Source organism: Kribbella sp. NPDC050470, assembly GCF_044458365.1.
Classification (GTDB): domain Bacteria; phylum Actinomycetota; class Actinomycetes; order Propionibacteriales; family Kribbellaceae; genus Kribbella.
In genome coordinates, this window is the sequence record NZ_JBITHV010000008.1 from 492313 (window position 1) to 509398 (window position 17086).

The window sequence follows — 17086 nt, forward strand, 5'->3', positions numbered from 1 at the left end:
CTCGTCACTCCAGTCGCTTCGCTCCCTGCGCTCCTCAGTCCAGGACGGGGGCCCCACGAGCGTGGCCACGACCCGCCAACCTGCCGAGACAGCCGCCGTGAGCGGTCTAGTCCAGCGCTCCGGACGGCTGCGACCGGCGCAGGATGTACGTCGTCGGGGCCAGAGCGGACCCTACCGCCAAGGTCAGACAGATCGCGGCGATACCCAGCAGCACACCCCACGGCACGGTCACCGGTACGTCGGCCACCCCCGACGTCAGCGCGTGCCGGATCAGGATCCCGACGGTGACCGTGATCGCCGTACCGAGGCTGAGCGCCACCACGCCGACCAGCGACGACTCCCACAGCACCATCCGGCGGATCTGGGCCGGCGTGGCGCCGAGCAGCCGCGACGTGACGAACTCGTGCCGCCGCTGCAGACTGCCCATCAGCAGCGTGTTGGCGATCGCGATCGCGCTGTAGAGCGCGGCCGGCCCGAGCAGCAGGATCAGCCCGAACTGGTTTCCCTTCCGGACTCCCGCCGCCTGCTCCGCCTCCCACTCGGCGGCCAGCACGGCGTTGTCGAGTTTGCCGACCAGGTCGACGCCGGGTTCGGGGAGCACGAAGATCCGCTCGGGCTCGGCCGTCGGCGCGTGCTTGCGGGCCAGCTCGAGCGGCACCAGGAAGGTCGGGTTCGCGCCGAACGCATCCGGGACGATGGCGACGATCCGGAGCTTGGCGCTGGTCCGGTCCAGGAACGTCACCGGTACCTCGTCGCCGACCCGGTAGTGCTCGAACCCGGCCGTCTCTTTGCCCACGGCAACCGTGTTGCCGGTCAGTCGCGCGAGGTCGCCCGCGATCGGGGTCAGCTGCCGGGTGCGGACCGCGACCGCGGGGCCGATGCCTTCGGCGTCCTCGAGCTGGGCGTCGTCCTGGCTGATCCGGACGAACTGGAGCGGGATGCCGGCGTCGGCAGCGGCCACGCCGGTCGTCGACGACAGCTGCGAGCCGGTGACCACGACGGGTGCGCGAACGGCGTCGCGGATGGCCGCCTCGGCGCTGTCGGCGGCGAAGCTGAGGCTGAGCACCATCGACCCGGCGATCGCGGAGATCGACAGGATCGGCGCCGCGAGCGAGGCGCTCCGGCGGGGTGCGGCGATCACGTTGCTCCGCGCGAGCAGGCCCGAGACCTGGGTCCACCTGGTCAGCGGCAGCGACCACAGCCGGCTGATCCAGGGCACGATGAGCGGCGCCAGCAGAGTGAGCGCGATGACCAGCAGCATCGGGGTGAACATCGCCAGCGGCATCACGCCCTCACCGGTCGACGGCCGGATCAGCGCCAGCAACGTGATCGATCCGGCCAGGAACAGCAGCCCGAACGCGATCCGCACCGGCCCGATCCGCGGCGGCTCCAGCGCTGCCTCACGCAGCGCGTCGATCGGTCCGACCCGACCGGCCCGACGAGCGGCCGACCGCGCGCCGAGCATCGCCACCAGGACCCCGGCGCCGACCGCGATCGACAACGGGACCCACGGCGAGGCCGGCTCCAGCTTCACCGGCGCCAGTTCGGTGTACGACGCTTTGCTCAGCAGCAGCGGCGTCGCCAGCTGGGCGAGCACCGCCCCGGTCAGCGCAGCCGCGATCGCGACGACCAACGCTTCGCCGAGGATCATCCGCCGTACCTGCCTCGGGGTGGCGCCGATCAGCCGGAGCAGGCCGATCTCCCGGCGACGCGAGGCGACCGCGAAGGCGAAGGTGCTGGCGATGACGAAGATCGTGATGAACCCGGCGAGCGTCCCGACCATGCTGAGCACGGTCTGCAGGCCGGACACGTCGGCGTCGGTCGTCGGCACCCGGAGCTGCTCGGGCGGGGTGTCGGGGCTGCCGAGGGTCGTCACGGTGATGCTTGCGGCGAGCGGACCGTCGTACGCGATGGTGGCGGCCGTCGCGGTGGCGGCGAGACCGAGCAGGAAGACCCCGACGGCGAGCGCGATGAACGAGCCGGCATACAGGGCGCGATGGCGGCCGACGGTCTGCCGGCTGACGTAGAACATCACCGCTCCAAGTGGCTCATCGCGGCGGCGATCTGGGCCGGCGTGCCGCGCTCGAGGTGGCCTGCGATCAGGCCGTCGGACAGGAACAGGACACGCTCGGCGTACGCGGCGGCCACCGGGTCGTGGGTCACCATCACCACGGTCTGCCCGGCCCGGTCGGTCGCATCGCGCAACAGGGACAGGATCTGCCGGCTGGTGCCGCTGTCCAGGGCGCCGGTCGGCTCGTCGGCGAAGAACACCGACGGCTGGGTGATCAGCGCCCGGGCGATCGCGACCCGCTGTTGCTGTCCACCGGACAGCTCCGCCGGGCGCCGCTTCGCCTTGCCGTCCAGCCCGACCTGCTCGAGCACCTGGTGTACGGCGCTGCGGCTCGGGCGGCGACCGGTCAGTCGCAGGGGGAGCGCGACGTTGTCGTAGGCGGTGAGCGACGGCAGCAGGTTGTACGCCTGGAAGACGAAGCCCATCTCCTTGCGGCGCAGCTTGGTCAGCGCGACCTCATTGAGCCCGCGCAGGTTCACTCCGCCGAGGACGACCGAGCCGTTGGTCGGCTGGTCGAGCCCGGCTGCGCACTGCAGCAGGGTCGACTTGCCGGACCCGGACGGGCCCATCACGGCGGTGAACGTGCCGCGGTGGAAGTGGTACGTCACGCCTCGCAGCGCATCGACCGCACCGGCCTTGGACCGGTAGGTCTTGGTGATGCCGTCCAGCAGCAGGGCCGGCGGTTCAGTGGGTACGACGCTCGGGTACGTCGGCGCGGTAGCGGTCATGCATTCAGCACACCGGGAAAGCGGCTACAAAGCCCTGGCCCACAGAAGAGACCTGGAGTAGCGCGCACGCTACCGCTCACCGGGCCCCAACCCACCTAGGCTGACGCCGTGGACAGACCGATGACGACCTGGGCGGCGATGGCGTCGCCGCGGTACCTGGTGTCGTCGTGGCCGTGGCGGAGTTACGCCTACCTGTTCACGTCGGTGCCGGTGGGTGTGGTGACGATCGGTGTGCTCTTCGGGCTCGCTGCGGCCAGTGCGGTGCTCAGTCCGATCCTGATCGGGATCCTGCTGATCGCCATGTTCCCGCTGATCGGGGTCGTGATCGGCCGGGTCGAACGGTGGCGGTCCGGGCTGGTGCTGATCGACGGCATCAGCAGCCCGCACGCCAAGATGCCCGAGTCGCTGTCGCTGCGCGAGAAGCTGAAGTTCCGCCGCCGCGAGCAGGCCTCGCTGCGCGCACTCGGCTACGGCTTCGTGCTGGGTGTCTTCGTCTGGCCGCTCAGCGCCCTGGTCGCGGGCATCAGCGCGACCATCCTCGGTACGACGCTGGCCGCGCCGGTGATCGCGGACGGCGACCAGATGGGGATGGGGCCGTGGATCCTGGACAGCGCGCAGGATGGGTTCATCTTCCTGCTGTGCTTCGGGCCGCCCTTCTTCGCGCTGAGCTCCTACCTGGTCGGCGTGCTCGCGGGTGCGGAGGCCGCGCTGGCGAAGGCGATGCTGGGCCCGCGGCAGGAGGAGCTGCAGCGGAACCTGGCCGAGCTGCGGCGGTCCCGGCTCGACCTGGTCGACGCGTTCGAGACCGAGCGGGCCCGGATCGAGCGGCACCTGCACGACGGCGTGCAGCAGCGTCTGGTCGGGCTGACCATGACACTCGGACTGGCCGAGCTCGACCTGCCGGAGGGGGAGGGCAAGCGGCTGGTCGTGAAGGCGCACGGTGAGGCGGAGGCGGCGCTGGCGGACCTGCGCGAGGCGGTCCGCGGGATCCATCCGCGCGTACTCGTCGACCATGGGCTGGAGGCCGCCGTACTGGAGGTGGCGGACCGGAGTCCGCTGCCGGTGACCGTGCAGCTGACGCTGCCGTCGCGACTGCCGCCGCCGATCGAGGCCGCGGCGTACTTCGTCGTCAGCGAGGCGCTGGCCAACGTCGCCAAGCACGCGCAGGCCAGGACCTGTGAGGTGGCCGGGTGGGTCGAGCGTGATCGGCTGGTCATCACGATCACCGACGACGGAGTCGGTGGTGCGCGGCCAGGCGCCGGGACCGGGCTCACCGGGCTGGTGACCCGGTTGGACGCTTTGGGAGGGACACTCGACATCGACAGCCCACTCGGTGGGCCGACTCGACTGAGGATGGAGTGCCCGTGCCGACTCGGCGACTGAGCATCGTGCTGGCCGAAGACTCGATGCTGTTGCGGGAGGGGCTGGCCAGCATTCTCGACCGCGCCGGCCACGAGGTACGGGATGCCGTCGGGGACGCCGACACACTGCTGGCCGTCGTACGCAAGGCGCCGCCGGACGTGGTGATCACCGACGTCCGGATGCCGCCCGGCCACAGCGACGAAGGGCTGCGCGCGGCGGCGGCGATCCGGGCCGAGTTGCCGGCGATCGGGATCCTGGTGCTGTCGCAGTACGTCGCCGACGCGTATCTCTCCTCGTTGCTCGAGACAACGACCGGCGGGATCGGGTACCTGCTGAAGGACCGGGTCGGGCATGTCGCGGAGTTCCTCGAGTCGCTGGACCGGGTCGCCGACGGCGGGACCGTGGTGGACCCCGAGGTGGTCCGGCAACTGCTCGCGCGGCGGCGGAACGACGGTCCGCTGTCGGCGCTCACGCCGCGGGAGCTGGAGGTGCTCGCGCTGATGGCGGAAGGGCGGGTGAACGCGTCGATCGCCGAGCAGCTGGTGGTGAGCGAGGCCGCCGTACGCAAGCACGTCGGGAACATCTTCGCGAAGCTGCAGCTGGACGACGGGCGGGACCGGCGGGTGTCCGCAGTGCTCACGTACTTGCGTGGCTGAGGGAGGATCGAGACATGGACAGCGATATCCGGAAGATCCTCGCGGACTGCCAGACGTGGGCGGTCGTTGGACTGTCGAACAACACCAGCCGGGCCGCGTACGGCGTGGCGCGGTTCCTGCAGGGGCACGGCAAGCGGATCGTGCCGGTGCATCCGTCGGCGGAGACCGTGCACGGCGAGCAGGGGTACGCGACGCTGGCGGAGATCCCGTTCCCGGTGGACTGCGTGGACGTGTTCGTGCGCTCCGAGCTGGCCGGCGACATCGCGGACCAGGCGGTGGGAATCAACGCGCGGGCCGTGTGGTTCCAGCTGGATGTAGTGGATCCGGACGCCTACGCGCGTACGACGGCCGCCGGGCTGACCATGGTGATGAACCGCTGCCCGGCGATCGAGTGGGGGCGTCTCGGTCCGTCCTGACCACCTGACCCTGAAGGGGCCTGATGATCACGATCGACACGTCCACCGGTTTCGGCAAGCGGATCGCGCGGCAGCTGGACGACGAACGAGTGGTGTGGCTGACGACCGTCGGCAAGTCCGGGACACCCGCGCCGAACCCGGTCTGGTTCCTCTGGCACGGTGACCGGCTGCTGATCGCCAGCCAGCCGAACAAGGCCAAGCTGCACAACGTCGCCGCGCACCCGCAGGTGGCGCTGAACTTCAACGCCACCCACACCGGCGGCGACGTCGGGGTGATCTCCGGCACCGCGGTCGTCGACGACGCGCCGATCACCGGTGACGAGCTGGCGGCCTACAACAACAAGTACGCCGACGACATCGCCGGCCTCGGGATGACCAACGAGCAGTTCCACGCGGACTACTCGGTGACCATCCGCATCACGCCGGAGAAACTGCGCGGTTTCTAGGCCGTCAGGCGCGGTTTCTAGCCGAGGTAGCCCTCGACGGTGTCGGCGGAGCGGGCCTGGGCGTCGTCGGGGTTGTCGCCGAACTCGCGCTTGGCGCGGCGCTGCCGGAGCAGGTCCCAGCACTGGTCGAGCTCGACCTCGACGGCCCGCAGCCGGGCGCGCTCGTCGTCGTCGTTCATTCGCCCGGTCGCGTGCCGGGAGCGCAGCTCGCGCTCCTCGGCGACAAGGTCGTCGATCCGGCTGAACAGGCTCTTGTCATCACTCATGAGGAAACCGTACGCCCGTCCGGAAGGGCCGAACGGGACAGCAGCTCGGTGATGGTCAGGATCGCCAGCGACTCGGCGGCGACCAGGCCGATCAGGACGACCAGCTGAAGGGCGGCCGCCTCCGTGGGCGAGGCGCCGCCCAGGACCATGCCGACGAACGCGCCGGGCAGCGAGACGAGCCCGACCGTGCGCGTCTGGTCGAGCGCCGGCAGCAGAGCGTCACCGGCGACCGGACCGACCACTAGCTTGAACGCGTCCGGCGCCAGCAGGCCGATCGACAGTCCGGCCTCGAACTCGCCGTACCGGGTGCCGTACTCGTTCAGCACCCGGCGGCCGGCCAGTGTGGTCGCGGTCATCGTGCCGCCGATGATGATGCCGCCCATCGGCAGGATCGTGGCCGGGTTGCGCGGCACCACCCCGGGCAGGATGAGCAGCAGCAGTACGGCGAACGCACCGCAACCGATCGCGGTCGCGCAGTACATCCACTGCCGCGGGATCACCGCGGTCGAGTGGATCCGCCGGGTGCTGGTGAAGGTGGCGACCACGAACATCACCAGCACGAACGCGATCGCACCCAGCGTGTGCTGCAGCGCGACACCGACCACCAGACCGACCGCGGTCAGCTGCAGAACAGCACGCAGGGCCGCAGTCACGATTCCTCTGTCGTGCCGCAGCCCCGCGTACCGGGACGCACCGACGCCAATTGCGATCAGCAGTGGCAGAACGACAATCGCTGCCCAACCCAGGCCGGTGTCGAAGGACATCACCCTTCCCTGAAGTCGGCCTCGTCGTACGCGTGCCGGCCCGGCTCGCCGCTGTCCACCTTGGCCGTCTCGTCCGCCCGGAGCTCGACCCGGCGGATCTTCCCGGAGATCGTCTTGGGCAGCTCCGCGAACTCGATCCGCCGGATCCGCTTGTACGGCGCCAGGTGCTCGCGGCAGAACGCCAGGATCTCGCCGGCCAGCTCGCGGGACGGCTCGTACCCGGCGGACAGGACGACGTACGCCTTGGGGACCGCGAGCCGGACCGGGTCCGGCGACGGTACGACGGCCGCCTCGGCGACTGCGGGATGCTCGATCAGCACCGACTCCAGCTCGAACGGCGAGATCCGGTAGTCGCTGGCCTTGAACACGTCGTCGGACCTGCCGACGTAGGTGATGTAGCCCTCCACGTCCCGGCTCGCGACGTCGCCGGTGTGGTAGTGCCCGCCGCGCATCACCTCGGCGGTCAGCTCGGGCGCGTCGCGGTAGCCGCGCATCAGCGGGACCGGCGCCGGCGCGAGCTCGATGCAGATCTCGCCGTCCGCGCCGACCTCGTCGGTCGCCGGGTCGATCAGCGCGATCGAGTACCCGGGCAGCGGGCGGCCCATCGAGCCGAGCTTGACCGGCTGGCCGGGCGGGTTGCCGATCTGCGCGGTCGTCTCGGTCTGCCCGTACCCGTCCCGGATGGTGACGCCCCAGGCGTTGCGGACCTGCTCGATCACCTCGGGGTTGAGCGGCTCACCGGCCGAGATGCACTCCCGGATCCGGACCTCCACCGCAGACAGGTCGGCCTGGATCAGCATCCGCCAGACCGTCGGCGGCGCGCAGAACGTGGTCACGCCGTACGTCTGCAGGACGCGCAGCATCTTCTCGGCGTCGAAGCGCGTGTAGTTGTAGAGGAACACGGTCGCGCCCGCGTTCCAGGGCGCGAAGACGTTGCTCCACGAGTGCTTCGCCCAGCCGGGGGAGGAGACGTTGAGGTGGACGTCGCCCGGTTGCAGCCCGATCCAGTACATCGTCGACAGGTGGCCGACGGGGTAGCTGACCTGGGTGTGCTCGACCAGCTTGGGCTGGCTCGTCGTACCGGAGGTGAAGTAGAGCAGCAGCGAGTCGTGGGCGGAGGTGTCCACCTCGGGCACCGGGCCGTCGTACTGCGCCGAGTCGTCGTAGTGCAGCCAGCCGTCGACGGCCTCACCGACGGCGACGCGGAGGCAGTGGTCGGCGATCCCGGCGTACCGGCCGGTCTCGGCGCTGCTGGTCACCACGGCCCGGACGCCGCCGCGCTGGATCCGGTCGGCGAGGTCGGCGTCGGTGAGCAGGGTCGTCGCGGGGATCATCACCGCGCCGGCCCGGATGCAGCCGAGCATGGTCTCCCACAGCGGCACGGTGTTGCCGAGCACGATCAGGACCCGGTCTCCTGGTTGCAGCCCGGCCTCGGTGAGCCAGCCGGCGACCCGGCGGGACCGCTCGGCCATCTCGCGGTACGTCCGGGAGTTGACCTCGCCGTCCTCCTCGACGATCGTGAGCGCGGCGACCCCGGGCTGCTCGACCGCGAGCGCGTCGAACCAGTCCCGGGCCCAGTTGAACCGGTCGAACGCCGGCCAGTGGAAATCGCGGTACGCCGTCTCGTAGTCCTCGCGGTGTGCCACCAGGAAGTCCCGGGCGGTCCGGAACTCCCGCGTGACGTCCTGAGTGCTGCGCTCCGTAGCCATGTTCCGCACATTACCCACCGAGCGCGAGCACCGAGCCCGCCACGACGAGCGGTGTCAGGATCAGGCCGCGCCACAGGAACGACCACCAGGAGATGTCGACTCGGGCGGCGTCGCAGCGGTCGCGCCACAGCAGCGTCGCGAGCGAACCCCAGAGCGTGAGCAGGCAGCCGCAGTTGACGCCGATCAGCAGCGCCATCATGCGGTGCGGGCTGTCGGCGGCGACGGGCTCCATGGCCAGGTAGGCGGGCAGGTTGTCGGCCAGGTTCGCACCCAACGCGGCGGTCGCGCTCAGCCGCAGCTCGGACGTGCTGCCGGCGATCCGGCTCAGCACCTCCTGGAGCCCGTGTGCGCTGAGGAAGCCGACCACGGCGAACAGCACGGCCACAGTCGTCACGAGCTTGACCGGCAGCAACGACCACCGCAGCGCGCTCCGCCGCCGGATCGCGAACAGCCCAACCAGCAACAGAGCGCCCACACTCGCCGGCCAGGCGACCTCGATCCCGGAGACGAACGCGGGCCCGAGGAGCAGACACACGCCTGCGCATCCCCAGAACAGCACCTTGTCGTCCACATGCGGCGTCGGCGGTACGACGTACGTCCGCCGCAGATCGCGATGGAACAAGACGGCCAGCACCGTCACCGTGATCAGGATCGCTGCGATGGCGGGCCGCCAGCTGACCCGCAGATAGTTGTGCAGGTGCTCGAACTGGTGCAGCGCGAGCAGGTTGGTGAGGTTGGAGACCGGGAGGAGCAGGGACGCGGTGCCGGCCAGCCACACGGTCGTGAACGCGAACAGCTTGGGCGGGATGCCCAGCTGACGCGCCATCGAGAGCACGACAGGCGTCAGCAGCACCGCGCAGGTGTCCAGCGAGAGCACGATGGTCAGCCCGGTGGCGAGCACGACCACCAGCAGCCAGAGCCGCCACACCCGGCCGCGGGCGAGGTGCGCGGCCTCACGGGCGGCGACGTCGAAAACCTTCGCCTGGTCGGCCAGCTCGGCGATCACGGTCACTGCGATCAGGAAGACCAGCACGGGCGCAATCCGTGCGACCAAATTCATGACCTCCGCGATGACGAGTTGAGTAGGCTGGCCGAGTGACTGTGCTTTTGGCCGGGCCTCCGGCACCGGCGGGGTCCTGGGGCTGGAACTCCCGTCCTTCCCTCGTCACTCCAGTCGCTTCGCTCCCTGCGCTCCTCAGTCCAGGACGGGAGGCCCCATGACGCCGGACCAGTATGACTCCCAGCCGCCCGCCGGATATCCGGCGGAGTTCGAGGCGGACGTGGTCCTGCGCGACGGCGCCACCGCGCACCTGCGGCCGATCACGCCGGACGACGCCGACCTGCTGGTCGCCTTCTACGCCCGGGTGTCCGACAGCTCGAAGTACTACCGCTTCTTCGCCCCCTACCCACAGCTGTCCGACCGCGATGTGGCGAGGTTCACCCAGGTCGACTACCACGACCGGCTGGCGCTGATCGTCACCGTCGGCAGCGAGATGATCGGCGTCGGGCGCTACGAGCGCACCGGCCGCCGTACTGCGGAGGTCGCGTTCCTGATCGAGGACGCGCACCAAGGCCGCGGCCTCGGCCAGCTGCTGCTCGAGCACCTCGCCCAGGGCGCCCGGGAGAACGGCATCGCCCGGTTCGTCGCCGAGGTGCTGCCGGACAACCGCAAGATGATCACCGTCTTCACCGAGGCCGGCTACAAAGTCGCGCGCGAGTTCGAGGACGGCGTGATCATGGTCGAGTTCGACATCGCGCCGACCGACACCTCCTTCGGCGTGATGCAGGCCCGCGAGCAGCGTTCCGAGGCGCTGTCGATCGCGCGGCTGCTGACGCCGTCGGCGGTCGCCGTGATCGGGGCCAGCCGACGGGAGGGGACGATCGGCAACGCGCTGCTGCGCAACCTGCGCGACGGCGGGTTCACCGGTCGCCTGTACGCCGTGAACACCGACACCGACGCGGACGAGATCGAGGGGGTCCCGGCGTACCCGACGATCCGGGACGTGGATGACACGATCGACCTGGCCGTGGTCGCCGTCCGGGCCGAGATGGTCGCCGACGTGGTGCTGGACTGCGCGAACAAGGGCGTGCGCGGGCTGGTCGTGGTGTCGAGCGGGTTCGCCGAGATCGGGGACGAGGGGCGGAAGCGGCAGCGGTACCTGGCCGGCCTGGCCCGGTCGTACGGCATGCGGGTGATCGGGCCGAACGCGCTCGGGCTGATCAACACCGCGGCCGGGGTGTCGCTGAACGCGACGCTCTCGCCGCTGATGCCGAGCCGGGGCCGGGTGGCGTTCTTCTGCCAGTCCGGCGCGCTCGGGGTGCCGATCCTGGCCGACATGGTCCGCCGTGGCCTGGGCCTGTCCAGCTTCGTCTCGGCGGGCAACCGGGCCGATGTCTCGGGCAACGACCTGATGCAGTTCTGGTACTCCGACGAGGCGACCGAGGTCGTGCTGCTGTACCTGGAGTCGCTGGGCAACCCGCGGAAGTTCAGCCGGGTGTCGCGCCGGCTGGCCCGGCGCAAGCCGGTGGTCGCGCTGAAGTCGGGCCGGACCACCCAAGGGGTGCCGCTAGGGCAGATGGTGCGGCGCAGCCAGCTGCCGGCCGCGACCGTCGAGTCGATGTTCCGGCAGAGTGGGCTGATCGGGGTGGACACCACCGGTGAGCTGTTCGACGTCGCCCAGCTGCTCGCGCACCAGCCGCTGCCCAAGGGACGCCGGGTCGCGATCGTCAGCAACTCCGACGCGCTGACGCTGCTGGCGCTGGACACGATGGCCGGCTGCGGCCTGGACGTCGCGGGGGAGCCGCGCAACCTGAGCGCCGACGCGACCGCGGAGGACTTCGGGGCCGCGCTGTCCGAGGTGTTCGCCGACGAGCGGGTGCACTCGGTCGTGGTCATCTACACACCGCCGGTCCAGTCCAACGGCGCCGAGGTCGCGCAGGTGCTGGCTGCGGCGGCGGCCGGGTCGGACAAGCCGGTCGTGTCGACGTTCCTCGCGTCGCGGAGTGTGCCGGCCGAGCTCCGGGTGCCGGACGGCCATGGTGGCGCGGCCCGCGGTTCGATCCCGTCCTTCCTGAACCCGCAGTACGCCGTGGGCGCGTTGGCCAAGGCGACGCAGTACGCGGAGTGGCGGCGGCGGTCCGACAGCCGGATCCCGGACCTCCCGGACGTGGACACCAGAGCCGCCGAGGACTTCGTCGCGGAGTACCTGCAACGGCATCCGCACGGCGCCGACCTGAATGATGCGGACCGGCAGATGCTGCTCAGCTTCTACGGCATCTCGGTGTTGCCGGCGTTCCCGGTGCAGAGCGCCGACGAGGCCGTCGAGCGGGCCGCCGACCTCGGGTTCGAGGTGATCCTCAAGGCGACCGCCGAGCAGTGGCGGATGCGGCCCGACCTGGCCGACATCTGGCGGCACATCCACGACGAGGACGACATGCGCGGGGCCTGGGACGAGATGACCCGGACCTTCGGGGTCGCCTCCGACCCGGAGCGCGCGCAGTTCGTCGTGCAGAAGATGGCGCCGCCCGGGGTGCCGGTGGTGATCTCGGCGCTGGAGGACGTGTCGTTCGGCCCGGTCGTGTCGTTCGGCCTGTCCGGGGTCGCGACCGACCTGCTGGGCGACCGCGCGTACCGGATGCCGCCGCTGACCACCCGGGACGCCGCCGAGATGGTCCGTGAGGTGCGGGCGGCGCCGCTGCTGTACGGCTACCGCGGCAGCGACCCGGTCGACATCTCCGCGATCGAGAACCTCCTGCACCGCGTCTCTCGGCTGACCCTGGACCTGGAGGAGGTCGTCAAGCTCGACCTCCGCTCGGTCCTGGTCGGAGCCCAGGGCGCCACCGTGCTCGACGCCTGCATCCGGATCGCCCCGAACGAGAAGCCCCGTCAGGACACCCCTGCCCGGCGCCTCACCTGACGTAGATGCTGTCCGCGCGGCTGAGCAGGCCGGCGTCGACCAGTTCGCGGCGCAGGGCCGCGTGGTCGGGGTGCCAGCGGTTGAGGATCTCGTTGACCTCGGACTCGGGGTAGCTGCGGCCCGGCTCGAAGCTCGCCGCGAGGTACTCCAGGACGACGCGGAACTTGGCCGGAATCGTCGGGAAGTGCGTCAGCCTGCCGTCCCGGATGAACGACTTGAGCACCGCGTCGCGATGAGGATCCGGGTCGAGCGGCACCCGCTCCGGCCGGCCCTCCCGCACCGCGTGCTTGAACGCGTCCTCCTCCGCTCGCAACCCCCCGGCGGCCTCGACGACCAGCCCACCCTTCACCAACCGCTGCAGCGACTTGTGTACGACGGCCGCCGCCAACCCGGTGCTCCCGGCAACCTGCTCCGGCGTGCTCGCCCCGAGCACGACCGCGGAGTACACCCGCAACCGCGAAGGCTCAGCCAGCAACCCACAGAGCAAATCAGCATTCATGCGTTCCACGCTAACCACAACTGCAACCGGATTTCGGCGGGATGCTAGACAGTGCTCATGACGATGACACCGGGTCCCAGCAACGCGATTACCGATGTGCCGGGGGTTGTGGTGGGGCAGGTGGAGCGGGTGGGGGCGCCGTACCTGACGGGGACGACGGTTGTGCATGTGCCGGCCGGCGCGGTGACTGGGGTGGATGTTCGCGGGGGTGCGCCGGGTACGCGGGAGACGGATCTGCTGGACCCGGTGAACGCCAACCCGGGGGCGAACGCGGTCGTGCTGAGCGGCGGCAGCGCGTACGGGCTGGACACCGCCGGGAGCGTGATGCGGTGGCTCGAGGAACGCGGGCAAGGGGTGCGGGTCGGTCCGGGGGACCGGGACGTGGTGCCGATCGTGCCGACCGCGGTCATCTTCGACCTCGGCCGCGGTGGTGACTTCAAGGCCCGGCCGGAGCCGTCCTGGGGCGCCGACGCGATCGCCGCCGCCACCGACGGTCCTGTTGCTCTCGGCAACCATGGTGCCGGTGCCGGCGCTCGGGCGCGATCACTCAAGGGCGGCGTCGGCTCGGCCAGCGTCCGGCTGGACGACGGTACGACGGTCGGCGCGCTGGTGATCGTGAACGCGGCCGGCTCGACCGTGGACGAGCAGGGCCGGCTGTACGGCGCTCGCTTCGGTCTCGGCGACGAGTTCGCGTTTCTTCGCACCCCCACCGAGCAGCCGGCCCTCGTCGTACCCGGCCGGAACCTGATCCCCGGTCCTGGCACCAACACGGTGATCGCGGTGGTGGCGACCGACGTACCGCTGGACAAGGCGGCCGCGCAGCGGATGGCGATGATCGCGCACGACGGCCTGGCCCGGGCGATCGACCCGATCCACACGCTGGTCGACGGCGACAGCATCTTCGCGCTCTCGCCCCGCATCCCGGACGACGACCGGCCCCGGTTGAGCGTGACCGATCCGACCGCACTCGGCCAGCTCGAGACCGTCTACGCGGCCGGCGCCCGGACGCTGTCCCGCGCGGTCGTCCACGCGATGCTCAATGCGGAGACTGTCGAGACCCCGGCCGGAACGATCCCGAGCTACCGCGACGCCTACCCGTCAGCCTTCCGGACCACCTGACGTACGACTCCAGTACGACGTGGGCCCGACGAACGACTCCGGAAGGCGACGGCAAGACCGGTCTGCGGGCCGACGCTCCACCGGCCGACTCGCGGAAAGCTCAGCAGCATGAGCTTTCAGAGTCCCCAGCAGGCTGTCCTCAGCGGTCACGGCCTGGTCAAGTACTACGGCGACGTCGTCGGCCTCGCCGGTGTCGACGTCGCCGTCAGGTCCGGTGAAGCCCTCGCCGTCATGGGTCCCAGCGGCAACGGCAAGACAACCCTTCTCCACGTCCTGGCCGGCATCCTCACTCCGGACCAGGGCGAGGTCTGGCTGGCCGGCGAACGGGTCGACAAGCTGAACGACGCCGCCCGGACGGTCCTGCGCCGCCGCCGGCTCGGCTTCGTCTTCCAGGACAACCAGTTGCTCGCCGAGCTGCCTGCCGACGAGAACGTTGCCCTGCCCATGATGGTCGACGGTGTCAACCGGCGCGATGCGATCGGACGGGCCCGCATGATGCTCGCCCAGGTCGGCCTGTCCGCAGAAGCAGGTCGGCGGCCTGGCGAGCTGTCCGGCGGCCAGGCCCAGCGCGTCGCGATCGCCCGAGCCCTGGTCGGCGAGCCACAGGCCGTCTTCGCCGACGAGCCCACCGGCGCACTCGACGCCGCCACCGGCGCCCAGGTGATCGACCTGCTCGTCGGCGCCGCCACCCACCGCGGTGCCGCCGTGGTCGTCGTCACCCACGACAACGCGGTCGCCGCCCGCTGCCACCGAGTCCTGACAATCGTCGACGGCCGCGTCAGCGAATCGCTAGGAGCCGGCCGATGAACCCGATGACCGATCTCGGCCTGCGCTTCGTCCGCCGGCCGGGTCCGGGTGGTCGCGCGGCCAACCTCGCCGCCCTCGGCGCCACGGCCGTCGTCGCGCTCTTGGTCACCTTCCTGATCGCCGGGTCACTCGGGCTGGTCCACCGCTCGGACCGGATCGGCTGGCGCAGCGGCGACAAGGCCGACCCGGCCACAGCGATCGGCGCGATCAACCAAGATGACGACCTGAGGGTCGACGGGCTCCACATGCTCCGCATCGACCTCGCAACCCTGCGCCCCAACGAGCTACCGCCACCACCTGGTCTCGACCACGCCCCCAAGCCGGGCGAGGTCTTCGTGTCACCCGAACTCGCCAAGCACTGGTCGAGCATCAGCAAGGAGTACGGCGACGAGCAGCCGACCGGCCTGATCAGCGACAAGGGCCTGTCGTCCCCGCAGGAGCTGGTGCTCATCCGCGGGGTCGCGCCCACCGCGGTGGGGGAGCACCCGCAGTACGTCGCCAGCTGGCATGAGGACGTGATGGACAGCCGGATGCTCGGACTGCTGATGGCAGTTGCCTTGGGCATCACCCTGGTGCTGTTCCCGATCCTCAGCCTGGTCGGGCAAGCGGCAGGAGTCGCAGCAAAGCGTCGCGAGCACCGCCTGGCCGGTCTGCGGCTCGCAGGTGCCACCAGGACACAGGTGTTGTCGCTGAGTGCAGTGGAGCAGGCTGTGCTCGGCCTGGCCGGCGCAGTCGTCGGTCTGGTCGGCTACACGACCTTGACTCCGCTGATCGCACGCATCCCGCTCGGTGGCGGCAGATGGTTCTTGTCCGACATCACGGTCAACTGGTGGACCGCGCTCATCGTGCTGGCCGCTGTACCCGTGCTGTCGGTGATCAGTGCACTCATCGGTCTCGGGCGCGTCAGCATCACGCCGCTCGGTGTCGTCCGTGGCCAGACCCGCAAGGCGACCAGTGCGCTGCGACTGGTGTTCCTGGTGATCGGACCGATCGTGCTGGCGTACTACGGCATGCAGACCGGCCTGCTCCCGGTGCTGATCGGGGTCGGGCTGGCGGCGCTCGCCGTACGGGTGATCGGACCGTGGGCTGTGCAGCTGATCGGCAGGATCCTGGCGAACCTGGCCAACGGTCCGGTCACGCTGCTGGCCGGCCGGCGGCTGGTCGACGACCCGAAGGGTGCATTCCGGCCGGTGGCTGCGCTGGTGCTGAGTGGCTTCGTCACCGGCTTCATGTCGGTGTTCATGCCGCCCGGCGACGACGATCCGACCTACCAGGATCTGCGCATCGGAGTAGTGCTGCTGCTGGGGCTGGTGTTCCTGACGGTCGCCGCCTCGACGGCAGCCGGAGCAGTCGGTACGGCGCTGGACCAGGCGGCGCCCGCCCGTGCGCTCCGGAGGTCCGGTGTGCCGCTGTCCGTGATCGAGCGGTCGGCCCGGCTGGCGGCCGTCGTACCGGTCATCGGTGTGGGGCTGCCGGTGGTCGGGTTCGGCGCGCTGTGCGGGCTGGCGGTGAGCGGTGGCAGGGTGATCACCGAGGGGAATTCGGGCCTTCTGGTGCTGATCGGGCAGGTGCTGTGCGGCCTCGTGCTGGTCGCGGTCGCCGGAGTGGCCGGGGCGCCGGTGCTGCGGAAGGCAAGTGCGAACTGATCGCGGTTGTCCACAAGGCGAAATCGCTCTTGCACCGGATCGTGCAAGGATGAGGGCATGCGTGACCTGAATGTGCCCGAGCTCGCGGATGTCTCACCCGCCCTGCGCGAGGCGATCGACCGGTGTGGCTACTACCCGGACGTCGTGACGGACTCGCTCGCGGTCGCGATCGCGGGCGAACCGATCACTTCGTTCGTGCTGCAGCACGAGCCGACCTTCGACCGCGACGAGGTCCGGCGGCACATCACCATCCTGGCCCTGACCCCGACCCGGCTGATCGTCGGGCACACCGACGAGCACGCGGCCGACGAGCTGATCCGCGCGCCGTACGCGTCGACCTCCACCGAGGCAATCCCGCTGCACCGGGTGAACGCGGTGGTCGTCAACCGCGTGGTGCCGAACCCGGCCGGCTACGCCACGGGCAAGGCCGACCCGGCGGTGTCCGGCGGTGGTGAAGTGGTGCTGACGATCGGCTGGGGGATGGTGAACCGCATCGACCTCGAGCCGGCCGTCTGCGCCGACCCGAACTGCGAGGCCGACCACGGCTACACCGGATCGGTCGCGGCCGACGACATCTCGTTGCGGATCAGCGCGGCCGCGGACGGTCCGGCCGGGATCCGGCAGGTGCTCGACTTCGCGCAGGCGCTGTCGTTCGCCACCAGCCGGTAGTGCCATGCTGA

16 protein-coding genes are annotated in these 17086 nt (G+C 70.6%); 9 read left to right on the forward strand and 7 right to left on the reverse strand.

Annotation, left to right across the window (positions count from 1 at the left end; translation table 11 throughout):
- Positions 1 to 106: 106 nt before the first annotated feature.
- Both ACIBGM_RS26525 and ACIBGM_RS26530 read right to left on the reverse strand, forming a co-directional pair.
- On the reverse strand, positions 107 to 2032 hold the full coding sequence (locus tag ACIBGM_RS26525) for an FtsX-like permease family protein (protein WP_396387025.1): 1926 nt from the start codon (positions 2030 to 2032) through the stop codon (positions 107 to 109).
- On the reverse strand, positions 2032 to 2799 hold the full coding sequence (locus ACIBGM_RS26530; RefSeq protein WP_360536408.1) for an ABC transporter ATP-binding protein: 768 nt from the start codon (positions 2797 to 2799) through the stop codon (positions 2032 to 2034). The genes ACIBGM_RS26525 and ACIBGM_RS26530 overlap by 1 nt, the downstream gene beginning before the upstream one ends.
- A 108-nt stretch (positions 2800 to 2907) precedes the next feature.
- On the opposite strand from ACIBGM_RS26530, the gene ACIBGM_RS26535 reads away from it, so the two are divergent.
- Genes ACIBGM_RS26535 through ACIBGM_RS26550 form a run of 4 tightly spaced genes read left to right on the forward strand, consistent with a single transcriptional unit; the run spans position 2908 to position 5679 of the window.
- Entirely contained in the window at positions 2908 to 4182 is a 1275-nt protein-coding gene (locus ACIBGM_RS26535; protein ID WP_396387026.1) for a sensor histidine kinase, read from the forward strand.
- Positions 4164 to 4817, forward strand: coding sequence for a LuxR C-terminal-related transcriptional regulator (locus ACIBGM_RS26540; RefSeq protein ID WP_396387027.1), 654 nt, complete (start codon positions 4164 to 4166; stop codon positions 4815 to 4817). Before ACIBGM_RS26535 ends, ACIBGM_RS26540 begins: the two co-directional genes overlap by 19 nt.
- Positions 4818 to 4831: 14 nt before the next feature.
- Positions 4832 to 5233: a CoA-binding protein gene (locus ACIBGM_RS26545; RefSeq protein ID WP_396355874.1), complete on the forward strand. Its 402-nt coding sequence runs from the start codon at positions 4832 to 4834 to the stop codon at positions 5231 to 5233.
- A gap of 23 nt (positions 5234 to 5256) precedes the next feature.
- Positions 5257 to 5679 (forward strand): TIGR03667 family PPOX class F420-dependent oxidoreductase, encoded by a 423-nt coding sequence (locus tag ACIBGM_RS26550; RefSeq protein ID WP_396387028.1) that lies wholly within the window; start codon positions 5257 to 5259, stop codon positions 5677 to 5679.
- A gap of 17 nt (positions 5680 to 5696) precedes the next feature.
- On the opposite strand, the gene ACIBGM_RS26555 is transcribed toward ACIBGM_RS26550, so the two are convergent.
- From ACIBGM_RS26555 to ACIBGM_RS26570, 4 genes are read right to left on the reverse strand one after another with little or no spacing between them, the layout of a single operon-like run.
- Positions 5697 to 5945: a DUF2630 family protein gene (locus ACIBGM_RS26555; RefSeq protein WP_360536398.1), complete on the reverse strand. Its 249-nt coding sequence runs from the start codon at positions 5943 to 5945 to the stop codon at positions 5697 to 5699.
- The gene (locus ACIBGM_RS26560; RefSeq protein WP_396387029.1) at positions 5942 to 6709 is read right to left on the reverse strand and encodes an ABC transporter permease; all 768 of its coding nucleotides are present in this window, start codon (positions 6707 to 6709) and stop codon (positions 5942 to 5944) included. The genes ACIBGM_RS26555 and ACIBGM_RS26560 overlap by 4 nt, the downstream gene beginning before the upstream one ends.
- Positions 6709 to 8418, reverse strand: coding sequence for an AMP-binding protein (locus ACIBGM_RS26565; protein WP_360536394.1), 1710 nt, complete (start codon positions 8416 to 8418; stop codon positions 6709 to 6711). Before ACIBGM_RS26565 ends, ACIBGM_RS26560 begins: the two co-directional genes overlap by 1 nt.
- 10 nt (positions 8419 to 8428) lie before the next feature.
- Positions 8429 to 9478, reverse strand: a complete 1050-nt coding sequence (locus ACIBGM_RS26570) for an SLC13 family permease (protein WP_360536392.1) — start codon at positions 9476 to 9478, stop codon at positions 8429 to 8431.
- 157 nt (positions 9479 to 9635) lie between these two features.
- On the opposite strand from ACIBGM_RS26570, the gene ACIBGM_RS26575 reads away from it, so the two are divergent.
- Entirely contained in the window at positions 9636 to 12335 is a 2700-nt protein-coding gene (locus ACIBGM_RS26575; protein WP_396387030.1) for a GNAT family N-acetyltransferase, read from the forward strand.
- Here ACIBGM_RS26575 and ACIBGM_RS26580 read toward each other — a convergent pair.
- Positions 12328 to 12834, reverse strand: coding sequence for a DUF2087 domain-containing protein (locus ACIBGM_RS26580; RefSeq protein WP_360536388.1), 507 nt, complete (start codon positions 12832 to 12834; stop codon positions 12328 to 12330). The two genes, ACIBGM_RS26575 and ACIBGM_RS26580, sit on opposite strands and share 8 nt — an antisense overlap.
- A 57-nt stretch (positions 12835 to 12891) precedes the next feature.
- Here ACIBGM_RS26580 and ACIBGM_RS26585 point away from each other — a divergent pair, with 57 nt between their 5' ends.
- The 4 genes from ACIBGM_RS26585 to ACIBGM_RS26600 all read left to right on the forward strand — a co-directional run bounded on the left by ACIBGM_RS26585 (position 12892) and on the right by ACIBGM_RS26600 (position 17075).
- Positions 12892 to 13953 carry a P1 family peptidase gene (locus ACIBGM_RS26585; protein ID WP_396387031.1) on the forward strand — a complete coding sequence of 354 codons (1062 nt, stop codon included), beginning with the start codon at positions 12892 to 12894 and terminating at the stop codon, positions 13951 to 13953.
- Positions 13954 to 14061: 108 nt separating this feature from the next.
- Positions 14062 to 14760, forward strand: coding sequence for an ABC transporter ATP-binding protein (locus ACIBGM_RS26590; protein ID WP_360536384.1), 699 nt, complete (start codon positions 14062 to 14064; stop codon positions 14758 to 14760).
- Complete coding sequence (locus tag ACIBGM_RS26595; protein ID WP_396387032.1) at positions 14757 to 16406, forward strand: FtsX-like permease family protein; 1650 nt, start codon at positions 14757 to 14759, stop codon at positions 16404 to 16406. Before ACIBGM_RS26590 ends, ACIBGM_RS26595 begins: the two co-directional genes overlap by 4 nt.
- 57 nt (positions 16407 to 16463) lie before the next feature.
- A complete protein-coding gene (locus ACIBGM_RS26600; RefSeq protein WP_396387033.1) occupies positions 16464 to 17075 on the forward strand; it encodes a DUF5998 family protein in 612 nt (203 codons plus the stop codon).
- The last annotated feature ends 11 nt before the right edge of the window (positions 17076 to 17086 follow it).